19 protein-coding genes are annotated in these 25,556 nt (G+C 69.9%); 10 read left to right on the top strand and 9 right to left on the bottom strand.

Annotated elements, in window-relative coordinates; genetic code table 11:
• Window positions 1-164 precede the first annotated feature (164 nt).
• The gene (locus ACTIGN_RS27165) at window positions 165-1,142 is read left to right on the top strand and encodes a WD40 repeat domain-containing protein (RefSeq protein WP_439629793.1); all 978 of its coding nucleotides are present in this window, start codon (window positions 165-167) and stop codon (window positions 1,140-1,142) included.
• A gap of 92 nt (window positions 1,143-1,234) precedes the next feature.
• A complete protein-coding gene (locus ACTIGN_RS27160; protein WP_439629791.1) occupies window positions 1,235-1,762 on the top strand; it encodes a hypothetical protein in 528 nt (175 codons plus the stop codon).
• Between the two features lie 151 nt (window positions 1,763-1,913).
• Here the strand turns inward: ACTIGN_RS27160 and ACTIGN_RS27155 are convergent, their stop codons facing one another.
• The 3 genes from ACTIGN_RS27155 to asnS all read right to left on the bottom strand — a co-directional run bounded on the left by ACTIGN_RS27155 (window position 1,914) and on the right by asnS (window position 5,120).
• Window positions 1,914-2,300, bottom strand: coding sequence for a hypothetical protein (locus ACTIGN_RS27155; RefSeq protein ID WP_439629789.1), 387 nt, complete (start codon window positions 2,298-2,300; stop codon window positions 1,914-1,916).
• A 1-nt stretch (window position 2,301) separates the two neighbouring features.
• Window positions 2,302-3,267 carry a DUF1559 domain-containing protein gene (locus ACTIGN_RS27150; protein ID WP_439629787.1) on the bottom strand — a complete coding sequence of 322 codons (966 nt, stop codon included), beginning with the start codon at window positions 3,265-3,267 and terminating at the stop codon, window positions 2,302-2,304.
• A 461-nt stretch (window positions 3,268-3,728) separates the two neighbouring features.
• Window positions 3,729-5,120: an asparagine--tRNA ligase gene (asnS, locus tag ACTIGN_RS27145; protein ID WP_439629785.1), complete on the bottom strand. Its 1,392-nt coding sequence runs from the start codon at window positions 5,118-5,120 to the stop codon at window positions 3,729-3,731.
• Window positions 5,121-5,356: 236 nt separating this feature from the next.
• On the opposite strand from asnS, the gene ACTIGN_RS27140 reads away from it, so the two are divergent.
• Window positions 5,357-6,445, top strand: a complete 1,089-nt coding sequence (locus tag ACTIGN_RS27140) for a WD40 repeat domain-containing protein (protein ID WP_439629783.1) — start codon at window positions 5,357-5,359, stop codon at window positions 6,443-6,445.
• A gap of 43 nt (window positions 6,446-6,488) precedes the next feature.
• Here ACTIGN_RS27140 and ltaE read toward each other — a convergent pair whose 3' ends face one another.
• A complete protein-coding gene (gene ltaE / locus ACTIGN_RS27135) occupies window positions 6,489-7,514 on the bottom strand; it encodes a low-specificity L-threonine aldolase (protein WP_439629781.1) in 1,026 nt (341 codons plus the stop codon).
• Window positions 7,515-7,707: 193 nt separating this feature from the next.
• The gene (locus ACTIGN_RS27130; protein WP_439629779.1) at window positions 7,708-8,364 is read right to left on the bottom strand and encodes a hypothetical protein; all 657 of its coding nucleotides are present in this window, start codon (window positions 8,362-8,364) and stop codon (window positions 7,708-7,710) included.
• 43 nt (window positions 8,365-8,407) lie between these two features.
• Between ACTIGN_RS27130 and aroC the strand changes: the two genes are divergently transcribed.
• The 6 genes from aroC to ACTIGN_RS27100 all read left to right on the top strand — a co-directional run bounded on the left by aroC (window position 8,408) and on the right by ACTIGN_RS27100 (window position 17,928).
• Complete coding sequence (gene aroC / locus ACTIGN_RS27125; RefSeq protein WP_439629777.1) at window positions 8,408-9,577, top strand: chorismate synthase; 1,170 nt, start codon at window positions 8,408-8,410, stop codon at window positions 9,575-9,577.
• A 36-nt stretch (window positions 9,578-9,613) separates the two neighbouring features.
• Window positions 9,614-10,141 carry a hypothetical protein gene (locus tag ACTIGN_RS27120; RefSeq protein WP_439629776.1) on the top strand — a complete coding sequence of 176 codons (528 nt, stop codon included), beginning with the start codon at window positions 9,614-9,616 and terminating at the stop codon, window positions 10,139-10,141.
• A 446-nt stretch (window positions 10,142-10,587) separates the two neighbouring features.
• Window positions 10,588-11,409: a hypothetical protein gene (locus ACTIGN_RS27115; RefSeq protein ID WP_439629774.1), complete on the top strand. Its 822-nt coding sequence runs from the start codon at window positions 10,588-10,590 to the stop codon at window positions 11,407-11,409.
• Window positions 11,410-11,457: 48 nt separating this feature from the next.
• Window positions 11,458-13,992 (top strand): hypothetical protein, encoded by a 2,535-nt coding sequence (locus ACTIGN_RS27110; protein ID WP_439629772.1) that lies wholly within the window; start codon window positions 11,458-11,460, stop codon window positions 13,990-13,992.
• Between the two features lie 118 nt (window positions 13,993-14,110).
• Window positions 14,111-15,436: a bifunctional folylpolyglutamate synthase/dihydrofolate synthase gene (locus ACTIGN_RS27105; protein ID WP_439629770.1), complete on the top strand. Its 1,326-nt coding sequence runs from the start codon at window positions 14,111-14,113 to the stop codon at window positions 15,434-15,436.
• Window positions 15,437-15,618: 182 nt separating this feature from the next.
• Window positions 15,619-17,928 (top strand): FG-GAP-like repeat-containing protein, encoded by a 2,310-nt coding sequence (locus ACTIGN_RS27100; RefSeq protein WP_439629767.1) that lies wholly within the window; start codon window positions 15,619-15,621, stop codon window positions 17,926-17,928.
• A 39-nt stretch (window positions 17,929-17,967) separates the two neighbouring features.
• Here ACTIGN_RS27100 and ACTIGN_RS27095 read toward each other — a convergent pair whose 3' ends face one another.
• The 4 genes from ACTIGN_RS27095 to ACTIGN_RS27080 all read right to left on the bottom strand — a co-directional run bounded on the left by ACTIGN_RS27095 (window position 17,968) and on the right by ACTIGN_RS27080 (window position 24,837).
• Window positions 17,968-18,780, bottom strand: coding sequence for a sugar phosphate isomerase/epimerase family protein (locus ACTIGN_RS27095; protein WP_439629765.1), 813 nt, complete (start codon window positions 18,778-18,780; stop codon window positions 17,968-17,970).
• A 5-nt stretch (window positions 18,781-18,785) separates the two neighbouring features.
• Window positions 18,786-20,243, bottom strand: coding sequence for a serine/threonine-protein kinase (locus tag ACTIGN_RS27090; RefSeq protein WP_439629763.1), 1,458 nt, complete (start codon window positions 20,241-20,243; stop codon window positions 18,786-18,788).
• Between the two features lie 187 nt (window positions 20,244-20,430).
• Window positions 20,431-23,802: a hypothetical protein gene (locus tag ACTIGN_RS27085; RefSeq protein ID WP_439629761.1), complete on the bottom strand. Its 3,372-nt coding sequence runs from the start codon at window positions 23,800-23,802 to the stop codon at window positions 20,431-20,433.
• A 177-nt stretch (window positions 23,803-23,979) separates the two neighbouring features.
• Window positions 23,980-24,837: a sugar phosphate isomerase/epimerase family protein gene (locus ACTIGN_RS27080; protein ID WP_439629759.1), complete on the bottom strand. Its 858-nt coding sequence runs from the start codon at window positions 24,835-24,837 to the stop codon at window positions 23,980-23,982.
• Between the two features lie 97 nt (window positions 24,838-24,934).
• Here ACTIGN_RS27080 and ACTIGN_RS27075 point away from each other — a divergent pair, with 97 nt between their 5' ends.
• On the top strand, window positions 24,935-25,537 hold the full coding sequence (locus ACTIGN_RS27075; RefSeq protein ID WP_439629757.1) for a hypothetical protein: 603 nt from the start codon (window positions 24,935-24,937) through the stop codon (window positions 25,535-25,537).
• The last annotated feature ends 19 nt before the right edge of the window (window positions 25,538-25,556 follow it).

Raw genomic sequence — 25,556 nt, 5'->3', positions numbered from 1 at the left:
GCGATGTGGGTCACCGCGGGCGGCACCTCTGAGGGTGCCGCCCGCTTCGTTTTCCGGTGCGCGTGATACATTCCGGCCGCGTTATGCTATTGTTTTTGTAGGCCGAACCCGCTCGCGGGGTGGCGCCCGCCGTGAGACCGCTCCCTGCTGCCAGGTGACGATTGATGGACGCTCCGAACCGCCCCACCGCGAAGGCCGCGTGGCCGACCACCCCCGCCGCTCTGATGGTGAACCTCAAGGGGCAGACCGGCCGCACCACCGCGGTCGCGTTCTCGTCCGACCGGTGCCTGCTCGCGTCGGGCGCTCAGGACGGCACGGGCCGCGTGTGGGAGTTCGGCAGCCGCAAGCCGGGCGAGCGGGCCGTGCTCAAGAAGGACGGCGACCCGTTCGCCTCGCTCGCGTTCTCGCCCAACAGCCGGTGGCTCGTCGCCGGGTCCGGGGCGCTCAACGGCACCATATGGGTGTTCGACGTCAGCGACAAGACCGCCCAGGACGTCGCCACCCTCCGCGGGGCGAAGGGGGCGATCACCGCCCTCGCGTTCTCGCCGGACAACAAGCTCATCGCCAGCGGCGGCGAGGACCACACGCTCCGCATCTGGGAACCGGTCGCCGGCGGCACCGGCACCCCGAAGGCGATCCTCAAGAACCACACCAGCGCCATCAAGTCGCTCGCGTTCGCCGCGAACAACACCGAGGTCGCGACCGCGTCGCTCGACAAGACCGCGCGGCTGTGGACGCTGAGCCGCATCCGCTCGACCGAGAAGGCGGTGATCCCCCACGAGAGCGAGGTGCTGTCGGTCGCCTACGTCAACTCCTCGACGCTCGCCACCGGTAGCCAGGACAAGGTGATCCGGCTGTGGGATCTGACCTCGATCAAGCCGAAGGTGAAGGCCGAGTTGACCGGCCACACCGGCCCGGTGCGGTTGCTGCACGTGACGGCCGACGGCAAGACTCTGGTGAGCGTCGGCGACGGGCCGAAGTGCTTCAACTGGGACCTCGGGACGAACAAGGTGGCCACCGAGTGGCAGCTCCCGCCCGTCACGACGACCTCGTTCGCGGTCACGATCGACGGCCGCTACCTCGGCCACGGCACCCCCGACGGCAACGTCGACGTCCACCGCATCGCCGAGAAGCGGGCGTAGTGTGGCCGAGCACAACGTTCCGACCACGACGACATCTGGACCGAACGCGAGCCACGGTTCACGCTGATCGGATGTCGTCGTAGGAGGGAGCCTTGCAAATCTCTGCCTACCTCGCCGACTGGGAGCGGCTCCGGCATCACCTGCGAACCCACGGCACGAATCTGTGGGAATCCGACAGCACATGGTTCCGAGCCGACTCGTTCACCGTGTGGAACGACAGTTACTCATTGAATCAGGAGATCGGCGAACTCTTCCTTGAGATCCATGAGCGATTGCCGGAGGGCGCGGGCGAGCGGCTGGGGAAGTTCCTCGTAACGTTCTGCCCTCGGTTGGCTCACGCAGAAAACCTTGAGCCGCCCCAAGACTTGGAGATATCGCCCGCCTGGTTCTACTCCGCTGCCTCACCGCAGGAGGTGCGGCAGCGGCTGGCGCTCATTGATGAGTTGGATCTGCCCCACGTCTTCGCCTTGTTCTACGACCAGTTCCTGGGAGGCCAGCCAGACCTGCGCGAGTTCGCATTGGCACGTGAGCGGGAGGTGGTCGAGGTGTTCTTCATGTGGGCAGCGGCGATGGGCCAGGCAGTGAGCAAGGGGTGGGGACTGGTTGTGGCCCTCGACTGAGCGCCGAACCGCGCTCACGGCCAGCCGACTTGAACAAATCGGGTTTAGTCCGCCAGTTGCTTCGTCGAAATCAATCCTGTCGAGAACCGCTCGGGTGGTTGGTGGGTCGCGTGAGGCCGAGGAGTTCGATCGAGCATTTACCAGCCCTCTTTCACGGCGGCGGGATCGCCACGTCGAAGGTTCCGCCTTGCGGGAGGTCGGCGTTCACCCGGTACTCGCCGGTCGGGGGCGGGAGCGGGCTCCCGTGCGGGTTCAACTCGCCCGCGTTCACCCCGTTGCCGCCCTGGACGCGGACGCGGTACGGGCCGCCGGTCACCCCCTTGCCCGGGTCGGTGCGGTACTGTCCGTTCGTCACGGTCGCCGAACCGGGCGGGCCGTCGTTGCCCTTCGTTGCGTCGGGCTCGAACAGGATCGTCCCCGACGGAAGCGGCTTGCCGTCGTAGGTGACGGTGCCGCTCAGCTCGCGGCGACCGGTGCCGTCGCACCCCGTTGCGAGTGGGGCGAGGACGGCGGCAAGGACGAGGGTTCGGGTCAGCACGTCACGGCACCTCCGCAACTTGCCCGTCGGCCCTCTGACCGAGGCGGCGGTACGCATCAAGCCCGATCGTGTCGCGGACGAAGCTCACCGACCCGTCCACCCGGGCGAAGTGGCACCCGCCCTGGTGGAAGCTCCCGAACGCCCGGGTCTCCCACGACTGCGACGGGCCGCCGGGGTGGGCGTTGATCGCCTCCTGCGTCGCGGCGAGGTTGTGGAGCCGGTTCCAGTTGCTCCCGTGCTGCCGGGCCGCCGACGCCCAGGTGCTCTTGTAGATCGACGCCGACGACGGCGGGTCCTGGTACCGCGTCTCGCCGAGGAGGAACGTGTTCGTGGTGCCGTCGGTCACGTCGGTGAGGCGGACCGTCGAGTTCTGGAACAGCACGCCGTTCGAGTAGATGACCCAGTAGAAGTAGGGCTGCGGAAACCCGCTCTGGGCCGGCGGCGCGCACCAGTTCGGGTCGCCCGACCCGGACCCGCCGCCCATGACGCCGAAGTAGTTGTTGTTGGGGATGTCGGGCCGCGAGTTCGGGTCCGACGGGCACTGGAACGCCGCGTTGGGCTTCTGCTGGAGTGCGAGGTTCTGGGTCCGCTGCGGCCAGCTCGGTTCGTCCGGGATCGAGCCGTGGAACCCCTGTGTCTTGTTGAACTCTTCGAACCGGGCCGACGCCTCAAGGTACGGCAGCACCGTGACCGTCCACGGCGGCCCGGCCAGGTTCTGGATGCCCCCGTTGGTCGTGCAGAGCGGCGTGGTGAACGAGGTCGGGTTGCCGGCGGGGAACTTCCCGTTCGCGTCGTGCGCGACGTGGAGCCCGAGCGCGAGTTGCTTGAGCTTGTTCTGGCACTTCGTGCGTGCCGCGGCCTCGCGGACCTTTTGCACGGCCGGGAGGAGCAGCCCGATCAGGATCGCGATGATCGCGATCACTACCAGCAATTCGATCAGAGTAAAGGCGCGGCGAGAGATGGGCATGGGGAAGCCCGGGCGGGGGAGGGTGGGGCCGGTGCGGACCCGGGACGCATCGGGTAGTCTTGCACGAGATTCTGGCAGAGTCCAGTGCGTTCAGGTCAGTTTGATGGGGGGGGACGGCTGCCGAATTGGGCGAACGTGGAGCGCCAGCGAGGGGGGGCGCCTCACCCCCTCGCTGGCGCTCAGGGTTCGCCGGGCCAGCGGCCCAACTCCACAGGTGCACCCGATGGGGGTCGGGAGCCCCGCGTGAGCCGCAACCGCCCGCGCCTCCCGATGGTTCCGGACTCGATCGGGATTACGTTGTCCCGCGCTGCTCGGCCGCAAAGCACCAGGTGTAAAATGCTTCGGTCAATCTAACAGTAATTATTCCGGTCTTGTGTGGTTGATTCCGGACTTCATAATGGTTCCGGACGTGGGGTGTGTGGATCGTCCGGAACCAATGAGAACGGTTCAAGTGTTCAGAATCAGAACTCGGCATTGCCGGGGGTGCGGGGGAAGGGGATCACGTCGCGGATGTTGGCGATCCCGCTCAGGAACAGCACCGTGCGCTCCAGGCCGAGGCCGAACCCGGCGTGCGGAACGGTGCCGTAGCGGCGCAGGTCGAGGTACCACGAGTACGCCTCGGGGTTCAGCCCCTGCTCGCGCATGCGGGCTTCGAGGACGTCGAGCCGCTCCTCGCGCTGGCTCCCGCCGATGATCTCACCGACCCCCGGCACGAGCACGTCCATCGCCCGCACCGTCTTCCCGTCGTCGTTGCACCGCATGTAGAACGGCTTGAGCGTCCGCGGGTAGTCGTAGAGGATCACCGGGCACTTGAAGTGCTGCTCGGCGAGGTAGCGCTCGTGCTCGCTCTGCAGGTCCTTGCCCCACGCCACCGGGTACTCCCACGTCTTCCCGGTCGCGAGCAGGATCTCGACGGCCTCGGTGTACGGCACCCGGCGGAACGGCGTGTTGAGCACGCTTTCGAGCCGCGTCAGCAGGTCCTTGTCCACGCGCTCCTGGAAGAACTTCATGTCCTCGCCGCAGTGCTTCAGGGCGTCGGCGATGATCCGCTTGATGAACGCCTCGGCGGTGTCCATGTTGTCGGTCAGGTCGAAGAACGCCATCTCGGGCTCGACCATCCAGAACTCGGCGAGGTGCCGCGGCGTGTTCGAGTTCTCGGCCCGGAACGTCGGCCCGAAGGTGTAGATCTTCCCGAGCCCGCACGCGTACGTCTCGCCCTGGAGCTGCCCGCTCACGGTGAGGAACGCCGGCTTGCCGAAGAAGTCCTTGGAGTAGTCCACCCTGCCGTCGACCTTCGGCGGGGCGTCCGGGTCGATGGTACTGACGCGGAACAGCTCGCCCGCCCCCTCGCAGTCGCTCGCGGTGATGATCGGCGTGTGGACGTAGAGGAACCCGCGCTCCTGGAAAAAGTCGTGAATCGACTTCGAGATCTGGTTCCGCAGCCGGGCGACGGCACCGAACGTGTTTGTCCGCGGCCGCAGGTGCGCGATCCCCCGGAGGAACTCCATCGAGTGCCCCTTCTTCTGGAGCGGGTACGTCTCCGGGTCGGCGTCGCCGAGCAACTCGACGCTGGTCGCGAGCACCTCCGTGGCCTGTCCCTTGGCGGGCGACGCCTTCACCTCGCCGTCGATGCTCACGCTCGCGCCGGTGTGCAGGTGCTTCACCACCGCCTCGTAGTTCGGCAACTCGCCGGGGGCGACGACCTGCACGTTCCCCTGGCACGAGCCGTCGTTCAGTTCGATGAAGCTGAACCCGCCCTTCGAGTCGCGGCGGGTGCGGACCCAGCCCTGGAGCCGGACGCGCTTGCCGACGGCCTCGACCCGGCGGGCGTCGGAGACGGAGATCTTGTCCATGATGCACCTGCGAGCAGAAGCGGATGGTTGGGATATGGTACGCGGAAAATGCCCCTTGCGGCCGGCCGCGGGTGGCGGACAATGTGCGGCGTGCCCCGCCTCACGGAGCTTTGCTCCGAAATCCGAAATTCGAAGTACGAAACTCGAAATCAGTCTGGTGATTCGCTGTCTTCGTTCGTGCTTCGTACTTCGAGCTTCGGATTTTGCTTCAAAGCCGCCTCACGGAGTTCCCTCCCATGACTCGCTTCAAACTGGCCCTCTTCGCGGGCCTCCTGCCGCTCGTTCTGCCCGCTTACGCCGAGCAACCTACCCCCGCCAAGGCCCACGCGGCCCTCGTCCATGCCGTCGCCGTGTCGCCCGACGGGAAGACCGTCGCCACCGGCGGGTTCGACAACGTCATCAAGCTGTGGGCGGTCAACCCCGACGGTACCCTGAAGGAAACGAAGGAACTGAAGGGCCACACCGGGCCGGTGTACGCGGTCGCGTTCCACCCGACGGAGCCGGTACTGGTGTCGGGCAGCCAGGACAAGACCGCGAAGGTGTGGAACATCGCCGACGCGAAGGTGACGGCCGAGTTCAAGGGCCACACCGACATCGTGGACGCGGTCGCGTTCGCGCCCGACGGCAAGACGGTCGCCAGCGGCTCGGCCGACAAGTCGGTGAAGCTCTGGGATCCCAAGGACGGCAAGGAACTGAAGGCGCTGGGCGTCCACGGCGGGTCGGTGTACGCGGTCGCGTTCTCGCCGGACGGCACGGCGCTCGCCTCGGCCTCGGCCGACAAGGTCGTGAAGGTGTGGGACGTGAAGGCCCAGAAAGAGCTGAAGCAACTCGTCGGGCACGAGGAGGCGGTCACCGGCGTGACGTTCGCGGGCGACGCCGACACGGTCGTCTCGGCCTCGATGGACCGCACCATCCGCGTGTGGAGCGTGAAGGCCGTCAAGGAAGTGAAGGAGGTCAAGAAGGACCCGCCCAAGGAGGTGCCCAAGGACAAGAAGGACGCGAAGGACGTGCCCAAGGACAAGAAGGACATGCCCAAGGAGCCGCCGAAGGAAGTGAAGGACCCGAAGGACGCCGGCGAGATGAAGCGGCTCGGGCCGACGACCGACGACCCCTACGCACTGGTCTGGTCGTCGGACGCGAAGACGCTCGCCGTGTGCGGGTACTCGGGGCAGGTGACGACATGGGCGCTCGACGCCGACAAGCCGAAGTTCGTGAAGCCGATCAAGTCGCCCGGCTACTGCGTCGCGTTCACCAAGGACGGCAAGGCGGTGCTCACGGGCCACGACAACGGCACCGTCGTGGTCACCAGGCTGGACGGGAAGTAGGCGGCGCCCGTCGAGCCACGGGGTTCAGTTCACCCCGTGGCTCTCACTTCGCGAGAGCCCGCACCGCGGCCGCGGCCGTCTCGCACTGGTCGCGGGTTACGTCCAGGTGCGTGACCATCCGCACCACCTTCTCGCCCAGCGCCGCCACCAGCACGCCGGCTGCCTTTAGGCGGTCGGCCACGGCGCGAGCGGTTCCCAGCTTCCCACCGACCTCGAACCACACGAGGTTCGTCTCGACCGTGTCTGGGGTGAGCGTGAGATCGGGAACGTCTCGGACTGCCGCCGCGAGGATCTGAGCGTTCGCGTGGTCCTCGGCGAGCCGGTCGATGTGATGATCGAGGGCGTACAGGCACGCCGCGGCGAGGAACCCGGCCTGCCGCATCCCGCCGCCGAACAGCTTGCGGTAGCGCCGGGCCTGCTTGATGAGATCCTTCGGCCCGAGCAGCGCCGAACCGACCGGCGTGCCGAGCCCCTTGCTGAAGCAGACGCTCACCGTGTCGAACATGCCGCCCCACGTCTTCGCGGGCACGCCCGTTGCGACGATCGCATTCCAAATGCGTGCGCCGTCGAGGTGCATCGCGATCCCGTGCTGCCGTGCCCACTTCGAGATGCTGATGACCGCTTCCGGCGAGTAGACCGTCCCGCCGGCGCGGTTGTGCGTGTTCTCCAGGCTCACGAGCCGCGTGCGGACCGCGTGCACGTCGTCGGGCCGCACCTTCCCCGCGAAGTCGCCCTCGCCGAGGAGCCCGTTGCGGCCGTCGAGGGTGCGGCACGTCACGCCGCTGAGCGCCGCCGCGCCGCCGGCTTCCCACAGGTAGATGTGGCTGGTCGTTTCGAGGAGGACCTCGTCCTGCGGGCGGCAGTGGACGCGCACCGCGATCTGGTTCGACATGGTGCCGCTGGGGACGAACAGGCCGGCTTCGTGGCCGAACAGCGCGGCCGTGCGCCGCTCGAGTTCGTTGACCGTGGGGTCTTCGCCGAACACGTCGTCCCCGACGGTTGCCGCGGTCATCGCCGCGATCATCCCGGGCGTCGGCTTCGTGACGGTGTCGCTTCGCAGGTCGATCATGAAGAAACCAGAGAAGAGTGTTGATCCGCAGATTACGCAGATGGACACAGATTAGAAATCAGAAGATAGAAGCAGAGAGCAATCGAGGAGAACTGCGTTGCTTCGCCGTCCTCAGCCCCGATTCTTTGACTTCAAATCTGCGTCCATCTGCGTAATCTGCGGATCAACACTCTTCTCTCTTCAAATTCCGCGGCTACATGCCCTCTTTCTTCGGGGCGGGGACGGGAACCATCGGCGGGGGCGGGGCGTCCTCGTGGCGGTTCTCCAGGAACCACCGGTCCTCGATCTTGCGGAGGTACAGCGCCTTGTCCTTCACGTCCGCGTGGGTGATCTTCGCGCCGGTCTCCGTGTCGGCGACCGCCCCGTCGCGCAATAGTTTCTGCAAGTCCTTGATCGCGAGCGGGTCGTCGAGGAACTTCTGCTGCACGTCGCGGACGAGTTGCTGGAACCCGCGCTCGCGGCTCTTCTCGGTGATGAGAACGTTGAACTTGGGCCGGTCCGTCGGCAGGCGGTCGGAGGGCGCGAACTTCTCGGGGTTGCGGATCTGGAAGTCCCGCAGCCGCGACAACTCGATCTCGACGTCCGCCTCGTACTGCTTGGCCCGGTCGTTCACCCGCAGGTCCACGAACCCGGGGTCCATCAGGTGCGCGACGATGTAGTTCCCGTCGCCGCGGTCGATCGCCTCCAGCGCCGACAGGAGCGCCTTTTTCGGGGAGTCCTGCGGGTAGTTGCGGACCTTCGGCGGGACGCCGTACCGGACCGGGATCTCCTTGGGCAGGTCCGGGTTCTTCGGCTCCTGCGCCAGGGCCACGGACCCCGCCACGAGTGCGAGCGCGACGACGAGCCTCATCGGGGAACCTCCCGGAACCGGCCCGCGGCCGTAGAATGGCCGCATGGCAGGTAACACGTTCGGTAAGCTGTTTCGGGTCACCACGGCCGGCGTCAGCCACGGCCCCGGGTATCTTTGTATTATCGACGGGTGCCCCGCCGGACTTGAACTGTCCGTCGAAGATCTGCTCCCCGACCTCGCGCGCCGCAAGCCGGGGCAGAGCAAGCTCACCACCCAGCGCGACGAGGCCGACACCCCGGAGATCATGTCCGGCGTGTTCGAGGGGAAGACCGACGGCACCCCCATCGGGCTGCTGTTCCGCAACTCCGACCAGCGGAGCGGCGATTACGGCGACATCAAGGACAAGTACCGCCCCGGGCACGCCGACTACACCTTCGACGCGAAGTACGGGTTCCGCGACTACCGCGGCGGCGGCCGCAGCAGCGCCCGCGAGACCGTGTGCCGCGTCGCGGCCGGTTCCGTCGCGAAGAAGCTCCTGGCGCGCGAGGGGATTCGCGTCCTCGGGTACGTCACCCAGGTGGGTGGCGTGAAGGCCGACGTCCCCGATCCAACGGCCGTCACGCTCGAACAGGTCGAAGCCACGCCGGTCCGTTGCCCGGTGCCGGACAGGGCCGCCGCAATGATCGACCTGATCGACGCCGTCCGGAAGGACCGCGACTCGATCGGCGGCGTGTGCGAACTGGTCGCGGTGGGCGTCCCGCCGGGGCTGGGCGAGCCGGTCTTTGACAAGCTCAAGGCGGACCTCGGGAAGGCGCTGCTGTCGCTGCCGGCGGTGCTCGGCTTCGAGTACGGGGCCGGGTTCGCGGTCGCGAGCATGCGTGGCAGCGAGGCGAACGACGTGTTCGTGCCCGACGAGCGGCCCGCCCCCGAACTCGCGCCGCCGGGCGCAAACGACCTCTCGCCGGACTGCAACGAGGCGGTGTGGACGCCGCAGCGCGGCCCCCGCATCCGCACCGAGACGAACCGCCACGGCGGGATGCTGGGCGGGATCTCGTCGGGCGAGCCGATCGTGTGCCGGGTGGCGATCAAGCCGACGAGTTCGATCCCGCGGTCGCAGCGCACCGTCACCCGCACCGGCGACCCCACCGAGATCCTCGTAAAGGGCCGCCACGACCCGTGCCTGCTCCCGCGGTTCGTGCCGATGGGCGAGGCGATGGTCGCACTCGTGTTGATCGACCACCTCCTGCGCGCGAAGTGCAGCCGGCTCGCCTGACGGTACCGCTATTCCCGAACATGAGATGGACGTGACATGCCGGCGATCGCGAGCTACTCGTCCGTTGAACCCGTGCGGGGGAACCGCTGGGAGTACGAACTCTTCCCTGAGGCGTTACACGTTCGATCCATCGCACCCTGGGAGACGATCGAAACCAACATCCCACTCGATGCGTTCTCGGGCGAGGAACTCCGCCGCACGTTTCGTAAGCCGTTCCTCCCGTGGTCCGACTTGGAGCAAGGTGGCTTCTTCTGTGGGTGCGCGCTCGTTGTGAGTTGGTTGACGGTCGAAGTCACCGGCGCGTTGCAAGGGGTGTGGCAACGCTGGCTGTTCGCGGGGTTCGGCTGCGGGCTAATGCTTCTGACCGGCGGCCTACGCGTGGTCCGGCACCTGCGCCACGACTGGCGGGAATGGACGTCCGTTGAGTTTCGGTGCCGACGCGAAGCTTCTGACTTTGGGAGCGTCGCGATCGCGGGGGACGAACACCGCCGAGACGAACTGGAGCAGTTCCTTGGTGTGTTTCGGAGGCACATTCAGCAGGCGCGTTCTTTTCAAGGCACTTGAGCGCCCGGAGGCGGCACTTGCGACTCGACGGCTCGCAACCCCGCAACCTCTCGTCTCGCATGGCAACTCCATCTCCGCTTCACGCCTCACCCATAGTTGGTGGCCTCGCGCCGACCCCCACGGGGGCGCAGCACGGCGGAACGCCCGCACATGCCACGTCGCGTGGGTGTGCGATGGGCAGTAGTGCGGTCGAAGGTCCGACGGAAACCTGGGGTTGTGGCTGACGACGCCGGGCGGCCGTGGGCGGAAGAGGAACGCCCGACGGCCGGTTGGGGCGGCGTCCGGACCTCCGTTCGGTGGCAGGCCTACTGGTCGCTGGCCTCTTGACCCCCAGAGCACCTGGTTACACGCCGCAACGAAGCGGCCCGTCAATCGGGGTTGAAACCGCGGTTCCGGTCGGCGTAGCATCGGTGCGAATTCCCCAAGCCCCGCACGGAAGCGGACCCGTGGCCGACAAGCTCACCCAGCAGATCCTCGACGCGCTCACCCGGGCCGCGGCGCACCCCGGCGGCCAGCCGCTGTACGCCTCCAAGACCGACGCGGGCCTGTTCCCGAACACGTCCGCGGCCAAGACCGCGGTGAACAAGTGCGTCGCCGACGGGTTCGTGCGCCTCGTCGCCGCGGACCCCGCGAAGGGTCGGGCCGGCCGCGAACTGTACGCGCTCTCCGACGCCGGGTGGGAGTACCTGCTGGCCCAGGTGAACCCGAAGCAGGTGCTCGAGGACTTCGTGCGTGTGCTGGAGGACCGCCGCGGCGAGGTCGGCGAACTGCTCGCGACCGCCCGGCACATGGCCGACAGCTTGCAGGGGCTGAAGGACGCTGTGGCGCGCGTGCTGCCCGCGGTGACCGCGGCGCGCGTCACGCGCGAGCCCGACCGAGCCGCGGCGTTCGCCCCATTGGACGATCGCGCTTCGATTCAGACATCGGGGGTGAACGCCGCCCGCCCGGAACCGGCCCCCACCGATCTCGCGCCGCTGGTTCTGGCGCGGCTCGCGGACTGGTCCGAGGCGACCGACTGCACGCTCCCCGAACTGTACCGCTCGTTGTCGGTGCTCGACCCGGCCCCGACAATCGGCGCGTTCCACGACTGCCTCCGCACGCTGTTTGCGGCCGGCACCATCTCCCTGCCGGCGTGGACCGGCCCGCTGTACGCGATGCCCGAGCCCGCGTTCGCGATGATGAACGGCCACGGGATCGCGTACTACGCCTCGCTCCGCCAGGCCGGGGTGCGGCCCGAGTTCGCACGGGCCGCCCGCGGCACGCTCTGAAGCCCCCCGACGCCCGACCCCTGACTTCCGACACCCGGAGGGAACCGGATGACGACCGCAACCGCCACCGCCGAGCCGATCCTGAACGGCCGCACCCGCGACGTCCTGAAGCGGGCCGGGAACCCGTTCCGCAACTACTTCGCCCGCAACCCGGACGACGAGGTGTGCGCCCGGTACCACGTCCCCGAGCTGTTCGCGGGGGAGCGGGACCTGCTCCACGCGATCATCGACCTGTACCGGTACGACCCGGGCACGCACAGCGAGGTCGTGCCGGTCCTCGGCAACAAGGGGGCGGGCAAGACGCACCTGCTCCACTCGATCAAGCACGGCACCGCCGGGCAGTGGCAACTGCTCGTCACCCCCGGCGTGTACCAGAAGGACAGCGACTTCCTCGAGTACCTGCTGTTCCAGATCATCGACACGCTCCTCGGCGGCGGGAAGCAGAAGGGCGTGCGGCCGCTCGAGTACGTCGGCGACCAGCTCGTCCGCCGGCTCCTCGGGGTCGCGCTCCGCGAGATGACCCCGGCCGACAAAGTCGAACTGTTCCCGCCGCCCGGCCTGGGCCGGTGGGCGCGGCGACTCGGCCTGGGCACGCAGCAGGCGCAGGAGCGGGTCGAGTGGCTCGCCGAGAACCTCTCGGGGTACTCGAGCTTCGCCCGCATGCCGGTCCCGCTGAGCCGCGCGCTCGAGGAGGCCGGGCTGACGCCCCAGAAGGCGTTCGACCTGCTGGCGGCGCACGTCCAGAAGACCGAGGCGCACAACACCGCCGGGCTCATGCGCCGGCACATCTACCAGGGGTTCGCCCGTGCGGCGCTGCTCCGCGACGAGGCCGACCTCGCCGGGTTCCTCACGTTCGGGTTCGCCGAACTCGAGTTCCACGTCCGCCCGACCCGGCAGGACCTGGTTCTCGCGCTGTTCAAGACGCTCATGGAGGTGTTCCGCAGCCTCAAGACGCCGGTCGTGGTCGCGTTCGACCAGCTCGAAGACCTGCTCCTGGCCCGCCGCAGCGACGACGCGCACCGCACCGCCGAGTCGTTCTTCGCCGGCATCGTGCAGGTGATGCACCAGATCGACGGGCTGTGCTTCCTGATCTTCGCCGAGCGCGGCCTGTGGAACCGGTTCGTGCCGAGCCTCGACGGGTACATCCAGGACCGGCTCAACAACCCGGTCCACGTCCCGAAGCAGGGCACGGTGAAGGCGATCCGCCTCGAAGCGCCGTCCACCGACCTGTTCCGCCGCGTGTGCGAGGCCCGGCTGCGGCCGTGCCTCGACGAGCTGCCCGCGGGCGGCGACCCGGTGCCGGACGTGTTCCCGTTCGCCGACGAGCAGGTGGTGCGGATCGCGAAGACCGAGCCGACGCTCCGCGACATGCTCCAGCAGTGCCGGCACCTGTTCGACCACCTCGTGTATGGCCCGGACGACGCACCCGCACCAGTGGCCGCACCCGCACCCGCGGCCCGGCTCCCCGAGGGGTTCATCGAACTGCTGGCCCCGACCCCGACCGAGTCGGTCGCCGCGGCCCCCACACCGATGCCCGCCCCCGCGGCGGCCGAACTGCCCGAGTCGCGCGTCTCGGAGTTCCTGCCCGAGACCGAACCGGCCGCCGAGCAGCCCGTCAGCCGCGTGTCGGCGCACCTCGAAGAACCGGTCGCGGAGCCGACGGAGATCACGCTCAAGCGGGTCGATGTCGTCGAGATCGTCGCGCAACCGGGCGACGAGTTCCCGATGGCCGAGGAAGTGGTCGCGCGAGTCGCGGACGTGAGCCCCCCGAGTGAGGCCCAGTCCACCACCGAAGAAGTCCCGCCCGCTCTGGAGCCGAACCCCGGGGGGCTCACGCCCCCCGCTCGCCAGGAACTCGCGGCTGTCGCGGCCGCGGAGGTGCCGACCCCGGTGCCGTTTCCGGCTCCGGTGGTCGCCCAAGAACCGCCCGCCGCTGTGGTAGAGCAGCCGAGCCGCACCGCCCCGGCCCCCGGCGAACTCTGGGACCAGGAGCAGCGCGCCGCCCGCCGGAAGCTCGAACCCGAGGGCGCCCTCACCGGCGCGGCCCGCGAGCTCCAGGCCGGCCTCGGCGCGTTCCTGAGCACCTGCCACGAGCACGGCGTGAAGGTCGGCCCGTGGCGGCTCCAGCACGTCGTCCCCGAGTTCACGTTCGGCGAGCACCCGACCTACGGCGCGGTCACCATTGCGCACTGGGCGTGCAAGGACGGCCAGCCGTGGAAGGTCGGCATCGGGCTGTTCCTCGGCCGCGCCAACGGCAAGCCGAAGGACCTCGAAGTGAAGCTCGGCGTCATGAGCACTGAGCCGGTCGTGGTCGATTTGCTGATCCTGTTGCGCCCCGAAGACGACCTCGCGATGACGGGCAAGAGCAAGACGCTGTGGCAGGACGCGGAGCGCCGCGGCAAGAACGTGCGGCTCGAAGCGGCCTCGCTCGACGGGCTCGCGCAGCTCTACAGCTTCCCCCGGTGGCTCGCGGCCGTCCGCGAGTCGCTCCCCGAGGGCACGCCGCTCCCGAACCTCGCCGACCTGATCCAGGAGAAGGCCGAGAAGGTGCTGGAACAGGTGTGCATGCCGGTGCAAGGGTAGGCATTCACCGCGGAGAACGCAGCGGACGCGGAGAACAGCCGGGGGAGAAACACGGGACGAAAGTCCTATTCTCTCTCTGGTTCTTCTCCGCGTTCTTTGCGTTCTCCGCGGTTCATCCATGACGTATGACGAGGCCATCGCGTTCTGGTACGGCCGCATCAACTTCGAGGTGCGGGCGGCCCAGCCCGCGGACCTGAAGCTCGAACGGATGGCGGCGCTGCTGCGGCTCCTCGGCGACCCGCACGACCGCGTCCGCACCGTCCACGTCACCGGCACCAAGGGGAAGGGCTCGACCTGCGCGATGATCGCGCAGGTGCTCCGCTGCGCCGGGTACCGCGTCGGGCTGTTCACGTCGCCGCACCTCGAACACGTCGAGGAGCGCGTTCAAGTCGACGGCGCCCCGATCTCGCGCGCCGAACTCGCGGCCCGCGTCACCGAACTCGCGCCGGCCGTGCGGGAGCTCGAAGCGGGCAGCGGCCCCGGCATCTCGTTCTTCGAGATCGGCACCGCCCTCGGGTTCCTCCACTTCTGCTACCGGCGCTGCGACGTCGCGGTGGTCGAGGTCGGGCTCGGCGGCCGGTTCGACAGCACGAACGTGTGCCTGCCGCTCGTGTCGGTCGTCACCAACGTGGGCCTCGACCACACGGCCCAACTCGGCAACACGCTCGAAGAGATCGCGTTCCAGAAGGCCGGCATCATCAAGCCCCGCGTGCCGGTGGTCAGCGGCGTGACGCAACCCGGCCCGCGTGACGTCGTGCGCCGGATCGCCGCGGAGATGCGCGCGCCTCTGTGGGAAGTCGGGCAACACTTCGGGTCCGATTCGGTGGCGCGCCCCGGTGGGCAGGAGGTGACGGTGAGCACGCCACACCGGACCGTTACATCGCTTCCGCTCGCATTGCTCGGCACGCACCAGGCTCAGAACGCGGCTACTGCGTTGGCCGCTCTGGACCTGCTCCGCGCGAGCGGAATGCCCGTGTCGGACGCCGCGGTGGAGCGCGGCCTCGCGACTGTTCGCTGGCCGGCGCGGATCGAACCCGTGTCCGAGCGGCCGGTGGTGATCCTCGACACCGCTCACAACGCTCCGAGTGCCGAGGCGCTCGTCCGCACGCTCCGCGACTCGTTCCCGGGCGCCGGACAGAAGGCGGTCGTGTTCGCGGTCTCGGCCGACAAGCAGTACCAGGACATCACGCGCATCCTGGCCGGGTACTTCGACCGCTTCTACCTGACGCGCTACGCGAACCCGCGGGCGGTGCCGCCCGAGAAGCTCGCCGCGGTGCTCGCCGAGGTCGCGCCGGGAAAGGCGTTCACCACGCACGCCAAGCCGGCCGACGCCTGGGCCGCGGCGCGCGCCGCGGCGGGCGTGAGCGACCTCGTGTGCGTTACCGGCTCGGTGTTCCTGGCCGGGGAGCTGCGCCCTCTGCTGGCCGGTTCTGCGCCCGTCTGAACGTCGGGTTTCTCGACAGGCACCTGCCACAAAATCCGTCAGGGGGGGTTGGCCCCCGCCCCTGCGTACATTAGAGTTCGGGCACGCGACCGCCCGCGGCCCCACGCACGTCGAACCCGGGACCGCACCGCGCGGCGCGAACCGATCCCGTCCCGTGATCGCCCCAGTCAAAGGGCTATCCCTTGCGACACCTCTCGCACCGTGCCCGCCTGCGCGTCCACGAACTCGAAGCCCGGTACGTCCCGACGTTCCTCGGGAACCAGGTGTTCCCGCTCGACAACCCGTGGAACCAGGTGATCGCGGCGGCCCCGGTCGCGTCCAACTCCGACGCCATCATCAACCGCATCGTGGCGCTTCACCCCGCCCGCAAGCTGCACGCCGACTTCGGCAACCCCGCGACCGACGGCGCGCTGTACGGCATCCCGATCACCGTCGTCGACAGCACCGTACCCAAGGTGAACGTCGTCGTGCCCTCGTTCGGCTACCCGGACGAGAGCGACCTCGTGCCCGTGCCGATCCCGGCAGCCGTGGTGATCGAGGGCGACGGCGCCACGGGCCCGGCCCCGTCGGCCTCCCGCGGCGACTCGCACCTGCTCGTGTACGACAAGACCGCGAACGTCCTCTACGAACTGTACCAGGCGGTCCGGCCAAGCGAGACCGCGTTCCCCTACGGCGGCACCAAGCCGGTGGGGCAGTGGGGGGCGTACCAGATCTCGGTCTGGGACCTGAAGGTGAACAGCTTCCGCACCATCGGCGCGACGTCGGCCGACGCCGCCGGGCTGCCGATACTGCCGGGGCTGGTGCGGCCCGACGAGGCGCTGCCGGTCTCGGCCGGCGGGCAGGGGGTCATCAACCACGCGATCCGCATGACCGTGCAGCAGACCCGCGACGCGTTCGTGTACCCGGCGTCGCACGAGGCCAGTTCGCTCACGTCCCTCGACCTGCCGCGGATGGGCGAGCGGTTCCGGTTGAAGTCCAGCTTCGTGATCCCGGCGACCTGGTCGCCGGAGGCGAGGGCGATCGCGCAGGCGATGAAGGACTACGGGATGATCGTGGCCGACAACGGCTCCGACATGTACTTCCAGGGGACGCCGTCCACGCAGTGGAACATGAGTGCGGTCCTGCAAATCCAGCAGATTGCGGCGACGAGCTTCGAGGTCGTCGATCTCACGCCGGTCGTTGGCGGGCTGAGCATTTCGAGCGGGCCGGTCGGCGGCGGCACGTCGGTCACCATCACGGGGAAGAACTTCTCCGGCGCGGCCGGGCAACTCCACGTCCTGTTCGGCACGATCGAATCGACGTCGGTCACGGTCGTGTCCGATTCGCAGGTCGTGGCCGTCGCGCCGCCGCACGCGAGCGGGCTGGTGGACGTCCGGGTCCAGAGCGGCACCAACCGCACCGACACCAACGGGCAGCAGGTGTTCTTCGGGTACGGCACGTCGGCGAACACGCCGGCCGACGACTTCACCTTCAACGGCACTTCACCCCCGCCTCCTCCGCCCCCCCCGCCGCCTCCTCCGCCCCCACCTCCTCCGCCACCGGCCGTTGTCGGGCAGCGGTTCGCCGTCGGCACCGCGGGCGGGCAGGTCGGGAAGGTGACGATGTTCAACGCCGACCGCACGGTTCGGTTCACCGCCACGCCGTTCGGCACGGGCTACACCGGCGGCGTTCGCGTCGCCGTGGGCGACGTGACCGGTGACACGGTTCCCGACGTGGTTGCGGTCACCACCACGGGGCCGGCGCAGGCCCGCGTCATCGACGGTTCGACGGGCGCCCTGGTGGGACCGCAACTCCTCGGGGCCACCGCGTACACGGGGGCCGTGTTCGTCGCGGTGGGCGACGCGACCGGCGACGGGATCGCGGATGTGGCGCTGGGCACCAACGAAGGCGGCCCGCGGGCGCATGTGTTCCGCGGGGGCACGTTCGAGAAGCTCGCGACCGTTCAGAACACCGCGTCGAGGTTCGTGGGCAACACGCAGGTGGCGCTCGCCGACCTCGACGGGGACGCACGGGCCGATTTGGTCGTCTCGGCGCTGTACGGGGCCGGCACCCGGGTGTTCGGGTACAAGGGGCCGAGCCTGGCCCCGGGCGCGACCCCGGTGAAGCTGTTCGCGACGTTCACCCTCGGGGGGGCGTACGCCACGCGCGGGTTCACCGCGGCCGGGGACGTGAACGGCGACGGGTACGCGGACCTGATCCTCGGCAGCGGGGGGGCGGCCGCGGTGAACGTGTCGGTGTTCTCGGGCAAGGCGCTCGTCACGACGGGGGTGCGAACGAAAATTGCCACCTTCGCTCCCCCGGCCGGTAGCAAATCGACGGGCGTGCGGGTCGCGGTGCGGGACGTGAACGGGGACGGCACCGCGGACCTGCTGACCTCGTCGGGCGAGCGGGTGTCCGCGTTCAAGGGCGGGGCGCTGCCCGGGTCGGGCAGCCCGCCGTTGCTGTTCGCGTTCGACCCGGACCCGCTGACCGGCGGCGTGTGGGTCGGGTGACGGTCGGGGCCGGTGGGGCGACCCGCGGAAGGGGGCGCTTCACGTCGCCAGCAACCTCACGACGGCCTGGACCCCGAGGCTCACGACCTGCTGCGCGTTCGTCTGCCACAGGACCGGGTCCATCAGTTCGAGCGACACGGCCCCGTCGTACCCGATCGTCTTGAGCCGGTCCACGATCGGCGCGAGGCGGAAGTCGCCGTCGCCGGGCATCACGCGGTCCGCGTCGGTCATCACCTCGCGGGGCACCCCGGCCACGTCGCACACCTGGACGTGGAACAGGTTCGCCGCCGTCACCCGCTCCAGGTCCTCGGGCTTGCTCGGCCCCTTGTAGTAGTGGAACGCGTCGAGGCACACGCCGACGTTCGGCTCGCGGCACTGCTCGACGAGGGTGAGGGCCGTGTCGAGCGACGAGCAGAACGCGTCGCCGCGGAACTCCAGCGCGAGCCGCACGCCGAACGCGGCGGCCCACTGGCCGGCCTGCGCCAGCGACACGACGGCCCGGGCCAGCGCCTGCGGGTCGGGCCGCTGCGCGAAGTCGGCGGCGAGGACGAGGGTGCGGACGCCGAAGAACTGGCACAGGTCGAGCCGCCGCTTGAAGTGGTCGAAGTGGGCCGCCCGCTGCTCGCCCTGACTGAGGAGCAACCCGCCCTGGTACGCGGCGGCGGCGAGGGTCACGCCCCGCTGCTGGAGCGCGAGCCGGGTGCCCTCGGCGGGGACCGATTCGAGGTGCTGTTCGAGCTTCGTGAGCCAGACCTCGACGGTCCGGCACCCGGCGGCGGCGTAGTTCTCGACGTCGTCGGCGAACGAACCGGGGAGCGTCGTCGCCTGGGAGACGCATGCGTGCATCGGCATGGCGGTCAGGCCTTCTTCTTGGGCTTGCCGCCGTCGTTCGCCTTCTTGGTGGGCTTTGTGGTCTCGGGCTCGGGCTCGTCGCTGCTCCCGATGCGGTCGAAGACGCCGGTGAGCCACAGGACGAGCATGAGCATGGCGGTAATGTGGAGCGCGCCGCCGAGCATGAGGAGCATCCGGCTGCGGCGCTTCTCCTCGGTGCTCATCGTGCGGACCTTGCGGGGCTCGGACGCGGCCCCGGCCTGCGCGCTGGCGAGTTCGGTGTTGCTGACGCCCCACTCGTCGCTGAGGTCGGCCCCTGGGAGCCCCTCGTCGGGCACCGGAACCAGTTCGGGCTGGCCGTGCGCGGCGTAGCCGTTCACCCCGACGGCCGACGCGGGGGCGGCGAGCGGGGCCATCTTGGGGGCCGACGGTGCACTCGCCTGGCGGCAGAACTTGTTGAGCGCGTGCTCGACTTCGACGGCGGTCTGCGGCCGCTTGTCGGGGCTCTTCTCGAGCACCGAGTTGATGAGGGCGACGAACTCGGGGGGGAGGTCGGGCCGGAGCTGCGCGAGAGGGGTCGGGGCGTTCTCGCGGATCTTCTTGACCAACTCGGGGCCGTCGCCGGAGAACGGGGGGCGGCCGGTGAGGAGGAAGTAGAGGGTCGCCCCGAGGGAGTACAGGTCGCCGCGGGACTCGTGGGTGGGGGAGTCGAGCCGCTCGGGCGGGAGGTACGGGGACACGTTGACCGGGAAAGCCGCGACCGGGGGCCGCATGGGGACGAGGCCGAGTTCGGCGAGCCGGACCACCGCGTCCGGGGTGGGGCGGCGGCGGGCCTTGCCCTGCGCGTTGGTCTTGGTGCTGAGCGGGCCGATGACGAGGTTCCCGGGGCGGACGTCGCCGTGGGTGCCCCCGTGCTCGTGTGCGGCCCGGAGGGCCGAGGCGATCCCCCGCCCGTACTCGGCCGCGAGGAACCCGGGCATCGCCCCGCCGATCTCCTTGGAGAGCGTCTCCAGGTCGGCCGACTCGTGCGTCGCGTCGATCACGAGGTAGATCTGGTCGCCCTGCGTGCCCGCGTCGAGGAGCGGGACGACGTTCGGGTGCGCCAGCATGCCGAACGCCCGGGCGCGGCCGAGGTAGTTGGTCGGGTTGTCGATCGGGGCGAACCACTCGGGGGAGAGCCGGCGGAGGACGATCGGGGTCCGCAGCGACGGGTGCAGCGCCCGGTACGCGGTGCCGCCGGGGCACGGGCCGACCTCGTCCACCACCGGGTACCCGCCGTAGCTCAGTTCGTGGCCCCGGTGCTCCCGGAGCGCCGACGCCTGGAACCGCGTGAGGACGCCGCGGGTCTGGAGGTACTCGCAGAACGTGTTCAGGTCGGACTGGGGCATGTCCGGCTGGGTGATGAGCTGCTGGACCTGCTCAGGGAACAGGACCCGGCTGGCCTGGGCCCGGTCCAGGAACCCCGCGACGGATTCGGAAGGCATGTCAAAGCGTCTCATAGAAGGTCGGCGAGCCTGTGTGGAGGATTGTAGCCCATTCCGGAGCGGATAGCGACTTCCCGCAACGGTTTCCCGCGGCCGCGGGCCGGAAACGGGAGTTGGACGCCGCGGCCGCGGCCGCGCTCCCGAATCGGGCCGCTTCCCAGCACTTTTGCGGGCCGGCCCGCCGCGACTACCGGGCCGCGTTCCAGTGCCCGCCCCACTCGGCCCACGACACCCGCCGGGTCAGTCCGCCGAAGTCCCCGCCCCGCGGGGCCGCGTCGTCGCCCCGCGGGTCACCGTTGACCCGGTCACTCGCGCCCATGTCCAGCACGCCGCGGAGGGCCGTCGCGAACGCCCGCCGCTGCGCCGCGGTCAGCTTGTCGGCCCACCCGACCTGCTCGACCCGCGCGTCGATCTCCCCCCCGACGTTCTCGAACCCGAGCACGAAGGCGTCGCGCCCCAGGGACGGCGCGAGGAGGTCGATGGTGACCCGCTGGCACCCGAGCCGCACCGCCCCGACGGCGAGCGCGACGCCGCTCCAGTCGGGGCACCGCGCGAGGAGGTGAACCAACTCGCGGTCGACGAACCGGTGGACGCCCTCGGCCGCGTGTTCGAGGTCGTGGTGCAGGCGGCCGGCCCGCGCCCGGTCCGCGGTGCGGAGCTTGCGGAACAGCTTGGGGACCGTGCCCGAGTGGAACCCGGGGCGCAGGAGCCCGCGCATCGACTCGCCGTGCGACCCGAGGGTCACCGGCCGCAGCCGGTCGGCCCGGTTCGCCGCGTACAGCCGCCAGTTCGAGAGCAGCTCCCACGCGATGAACCCGAAGATGCCCGGGACGCCGGCGACGATCCAGAACGCCCAGAAGTTCGCCTTCTCGACCCCCCACCCCATCTGGCCCACGAGGAGCGCGCCCAGCGTGGACGGCTCGCTCACCGGGTGCTCGCTCACCACCAGCGGGAGCAGCAACTTGTGCGACACGGTGACGACCGGGAAGTGCTTCACCGGGTTGACCTGCGGCTCGATGAGCAGGTAGAACGCGAACCGGAACACGTAGGCGACCGGGAACCACGCGAGGCCCAGCACCGCCTTCGCCACGAGCGACCCCTGCGAGTCGCCGCCGCGGAACCGGAGCCGCTCGTCGACCGCGTACAGCTTCCGCTCGACCCAGTTGCCCAGGCGGCGGAACCAGTCGAGGATCGTGGCGATGAGGCCGGGGATCAGGTTCACCCGGATCACCCGCCACCAGTCCGACACGGCCTCGGCGACGCGGTCCTGCACGACCCAGCCCCACGGCGTGTTGTACGCGAGCGTGAGCGCGGCCCAGACCGCCCACCCCCACTTCGCGAGGAACCGCGGGTTCGCCCCGAACAGCAGGAGCCCGCCCACGATCACGCCCGTCAGCAGCAGGGGGCTCCAGAAGTACCGCCGCAGCACGCGGACCGGGCGGCTGAGCCGGAAGTCGCGGACCACGCGCGACCGCACCACGCGGGTCGGCACGTCCCAGAGTGCGGTGCGGACCACCAGCCACAGCGCGCGTGCGGTCGCGACGACCCCGCGGCGCACCGGCGGGGCGTGGATCATCAGGAATATGAACACTCCGGCCCCGGCGACCCAGTCCCACGGGACGTGGAAGTGGGTCGCGTTCCCCTCCTTCTTGGTCGAGACCTGCGACGGGATGAGGACGTCGCGGACGATGTTCACCGGGTGCGGCGCGTCCTCCCACTGGAACTCGCCGGTCTCCTCGTCCACGACCACCTCGTCGCTGGTGGCCCGGCCGTCGGGAAGGGCGACCACGGGATCGGCCCTCGGCGGCTGAGGCACCGGCGGGGGTTGTGGTGCGGGCGGGGGCGGCCAGGGCTTACCGGTCACCGTCTTCGCGGCGAACCCGTACACCTTCTCGCCGATGTGCAGCATCTCCTGGCCGCCGATGACGACCATGAACGCGCCGACGCACGGGAGCACCAGGTACAGGAACAGCGCCCGGCCGAACGGCGTGGCGAAGAACAGCGAACTCGCGCGCTGGAGCAATCTCAGATAGACCTCGCCCCGGCGGTAGACGCCGTCGAGAGACACGGCGAGGGTCTGGTCCGCCCTCAGGAGCGGGTCGCCGCGGACGAACTCGCCGGCCCCGCGGAGGTCCGGCATCTTCAGCCGGTTCCGGGCGATCGCGTCGCGCAGGTCGCCCATCCGCAGGTAGCCCGAAGCGCAGACCCGGTCGAGCAGTTCGGCGACGAGCTTGTCGCGGGCGACCTCCTCGACGGTGTTCGCCGCGACCAGCCCCGCGTCGGCGAGGGCCGCCCCCACGACCGGCCCGAGGTCGCGGCGGATCTCGTGTTCGAGTTCGTGGAGCTGGTGGTGGAGCAAGCGGTCGACCCGCAGGTGCGCCGCGGGGCCGAGCGCCGCCCGCACGAGTTGCCCGTGAGCCCGCCGCAGCCCCATCAGGATGAGGACCGGCTTGGCCCGGGGGAGCGGGCGCTTCACCGGCCTCCGGCCGAGGGTGCGGATCGACTCCGCGAGGTCCACGGCGAACACCTCACGGGACAGGTCCGCCGGGATCTTCTGGAGCTCGTAGAGGCACCGGGCGGCCCGGGGCCACACCCCGGCCCACGCGGCGTCGAGCACCGGCCCCAGCGCCTGCCGCCACTCCTGCCGCGTGTCCCGGTCCCAGTGGAACATGTCGCCCAGTGCGTCGACCAGTTTGCCGAGTGACTCGCGGGCACCGGCCAGCGCCTTCTCGCGGCCGTCCCCGGTGGCCGCGGCCGCGACGTGCGAGCGCAGGATCGCGGCGCGTACGTTGTTCCCCTTGCGCTCGGCCTCGGCGGCCCGGCCCAGCAACTTACTCGGCTCCTCGGGCGGCCCGGCCGCGACCTGCTGAACCGGGTCGGCGCCCGACCACCGCTCGTCCGGCGGCGGCTCGGCGTGCGGAGCGGCGGCCCCGGCCGGCCGGGTCGCTTCGAAGAGTGCCGCGGCGTCCACGTCCCCGGCGAGCGCCCGCTCGACCGACCCGTCGTGCGGGAGGCTCGGGAACAGGTCTTCGAGCCTGTGGTGCGAGAACTTCGCCGTCGCGAGATACGTCGCGGCGAACGCCCGGTAGCGGGCCGGGTCGGGGGCCTCGGGCGAGACGAGGTGCTCGGACTCCAGGACGTACCGCACCTCGCGGGCGGCCGGCGGCCCGAACTGCGCGAGGCGCTTCGAGCAGTCGCCCACGGTGAGCGCGCCGGTTTCGAGCTTGCGGTTGATCGCCCGCATCACCGCGGCCTCGAACAGTACCTCCCAGTACGTGAGGAGCTGCTCCTCGCGCGGGAGCCGCTCGATCATCCGGTCGTTCGGGTCGGTGACGAGGAGCAGGGCCGGCTCGGTCCCGGCGAGGACGTGCGCCGGCAGCACGGCCGCCTCTTCGAGGTCGGCCCGCGCCACCCACAGGGGCAGCTTCGTGTTCGTCGGGAGTGCCGCGCCGGTGTCGATGAGGTAGTTGCGGACCTGCCCGAGGTGCCGCTCAGGGACGAGGCGGACGGCCGGTTCGACGGCCCGCAGAACGGGCTCCAGGCTCAGGTCGTGCGACACGCGGGCACCACGAAAGGGGAAGCGGAATACCTGCTGAGGAGACCGCGGGGAACGACTCCGGACGAACCCTGAGCGCCAGCGAGGGGGTGACGCTCACCCCCTCGCTGGCGCTCAGGGTTCGCCACCTGCTATCTGGGCGGTGTCCGCTCCACTTTTGTCCTCCCTTGCCGCGCCCGGTCACCCCTCCGAGCCGCCGGAGTCGCGGAGGATCTTGCGGAACGCCTCGACCGCGTACGGGAACAGGTCCGGGCCGGTGACGCCGCCGGTCGGGCCGCCGCCGCGGAGGTGCGGCTCCATCACCGCGAACCCGCGGTACCCGCGCTTGACCGCGTCGCGGGTGCTGTGCGCGATGTTGCCGTCCCCGGTGCCCGCGATGACCCCGTGCTCGTGCCCGGCCGCCGGCCCGCCCCGCTTCCAGTCCTTGATGTGGAAGTGCGACGTGAACTCCTTCGTCTTCTCCCACCCCTCGACCGGGTCGAAGTCGCCGTAGGCGTAGTTCGCGGCGTCGTACGCGGCCCGCAGTGCGGGACTGTTCACCGACGCGAGCACGTCCCGGACCCGGTCCGGCGAGTCGCCGAAGATGCGGTGCTCGTTCTCGTGGAACAGCACGACCTTGCTGGCCGCGGCGAGTTCGGCCATCGCCCCCATGCGGCGCACGACCTCGTCGCGGTGCGCCGGCCAGTCCGCGGGGTTGAAGTTGTGGTCGTTGCCCGGCGGGTAGAAGCTGAACACGCGGATGTTCGGCGTCCCCAACACGCCGCACAGCTCGACCGCCCGCTTCAACTTGTCGAGGTGCGGCTCGAACGGCGAGTCGATCGCGATCTTGCCGACCGGCGACCCGATGGCCGACAGCTTGAACCCCTCGCCGTCGAGGAGCGCCTTGAACTCCTTGATCTGCGCGTCCGTGAGGACGAGCACGTTGGTCTTGTAGATCGACCGGAACTCGATGTGGCGGACGTTGCACGCTTTCAGGACGGAGAGCTGCTCGCGGGGGTCCGGGGAAATCTCGTCGGCGAACGCGGAGAGCGTGAACATGGCGGCCTCGCGGGTGGCAGTGTGGTTGCAGACAGAGTAGGCTTGAGGGGTGAAACGGCGAGCGGCCGGTGTCCGTAAGTGTGTGGAGCCCCCGCGAATGCGAACGGCCCTGCTCGCGCTATTCGTCGCCCTCGTCGGCTGCTCACGGCGCGACGCCGCGGGTCCCGGCGTGCAAATCGCGCCGCATGATCCGACCGCACCTTCCGTGGGTGACGCGCCACAACCGCCGACGCTCCTCGAACTCGATTTCCTGGGGCTGTGGGACCGGACCGCAACGCCGCGGCCCTCAGTCGAGGAGCAGCAGCGGTTGTACCACGGCCTCGTCGTATACGCCGACCATCCCGAAGAGTGCCTCGCGGCGGAGATCGTCGGGGGCGGGTTCGCGACGCCGCTCGCCGTGTGGGGCCGGCACCAGGCGCAGCGCGCCGTCGTGAAGCGGGTGCGGGCGGCCGCCGAGCAACCGCCGAGCGTCGCGCCGGTCGGCGGCCTGATCGCCCGCAGTTGTGACGGGACGCGGACAGTAACCGTTATCGCGGTGGTCGATGAACCGGCCGCGGCCCGCGAGCGGTTCCGCGAGTTGGTCGAGCAGGGCGTGGTGCCGGCCGTCGCCGCGGCGACCGGGAGCACCGTCGCCCCCGAACCGCTCGCGGGCGCGCCGTCGGGGGTAGGGCTCACGCACTATGAAGTAGTGGGCGTGTAAGGGTTTGTGTGTATCACGG

It is taken from the genome of Gemmata sp. (assembly GCF_051859125.1).
In the GTDB taxonomy this organism is placed as follows: Bacteria; Planctomycetota; Planctomycetia; order Gemmatales; family Gemmataceae; genus Gemmata.
The sequence above is the reverse complement of the archived record's forward strand: the minus strand, read 5'-3'. Positions and strand labels throughout refer to the sequence as shown.

What these genes read in the sequence shown, in the direction of transcription:
- ACTIGN_RS27095 (WP_439629765.1), bottom strand. Translation starts at nt 18,780, where the DNA reads ATGCCGATGCACGCATGCGTCTCCCAGGCGACGACGCTCCCCGGTTCG.
- ACTIGN_RS27130 (WP_439629779.1), bottom strand. Translation starts at nt 8,364, where the DNA reads ATGAGGCTCGTCGTCGCGCTCGCACTCGTGGCGGGGTCCGTGGCCCTG.
- asnS (WP_439629785.1), bottom strand. Translation starts at nt 5,120, where the DNA reads ATGGACAAGATCTCCGTCTCCGACGCCCGCCGGGTCGAGGCCGTCGGC.
- aroC (WP_439629777.1), top strand. Translation starts at nt 8,408, where the DNA reads ATGGCAGGTAACACGTTCGGTAAGCTGTTTCGGGTCACCACGGCCGGC.
- ACTIGN_RS27110 (WP_439629772.1), top strand. Translation starts at nt 11,458, where the DNA reads ATGACGACCGCAACCGCCACCGCCGAGCCGATCCTGAACGGCCGCACC.
- ACTIGN_RS27105 (WP_439629770.1), top strand. Translation starts at nt 14,111, where the DNA reads ATGACGTATGACGAGGCCATCGCGTTCTGGTACGGCCGCATCAACTTC.
- ACTIGN_RS27120 (WP_439629776.1), top strand. Translation starts at nt 9,614, where the DNA reads ATGCCGGCGATCGCGAGCTACTCGTCCGTTGAACCCGTGCGGGGGAAC.
- ltaE (WP_439629781.1), bottom strand. Translation starts at nt 7,514, where the DNA reads ATGATCGACCTGCGAAGCGACACCGTCACGAAGCCGACGCCCGGGATG.
- ACTIGN_RS27150 (WP_439629787.1), bottom strand. Translation starts at nt 3,267, where the DNA reads ATGCCCATCTCTCGCCGCGCCTTTACTCTGATCGAATTGCTGGTAGTG.
- ACTIGN_RS27140 (WP_439629783.1), top strand. Translation starts at nt 5,357, where the DNA reads ATGACTCGCTTCAAACTGGCCCTCTTCGCGGGCCTCCTGCCGCTCGTT.
- ACTIGN_RS27165 (WP_439629793.1), top strand. Translation starts at nt 165, where the DNA reads ATGGACGCTCCGAACCGCCCCACCGCGAAGGCCGCGTGGCCGACCACC.
- ACTIGN_RS27080 (WP_439629759.1), bottom strand. Translation starts at nt 24,837, where the DNA reads ATGTTCACGCTCTCCGCGTTCGCCGACGAGATTTCCCCGGACCCCCGC.
- ACTIGN_RS27090 (WP_439629763.1), bottom strand. Translation starts at nt 20,243, where the DNA reads ATGCCTTCCGAATCCGTCGCGGGGTTCCTGGACCGGGCCCAGGCCAGC.
- ACTIGN_RS27075 (WP_439629757.1), top strand. Translation starts at nt 24,935, where the DNA reads ATGCGAACGGCCCTGCTCGCGCTATTCGTCGCCCTCGTCGGCTGCTCA.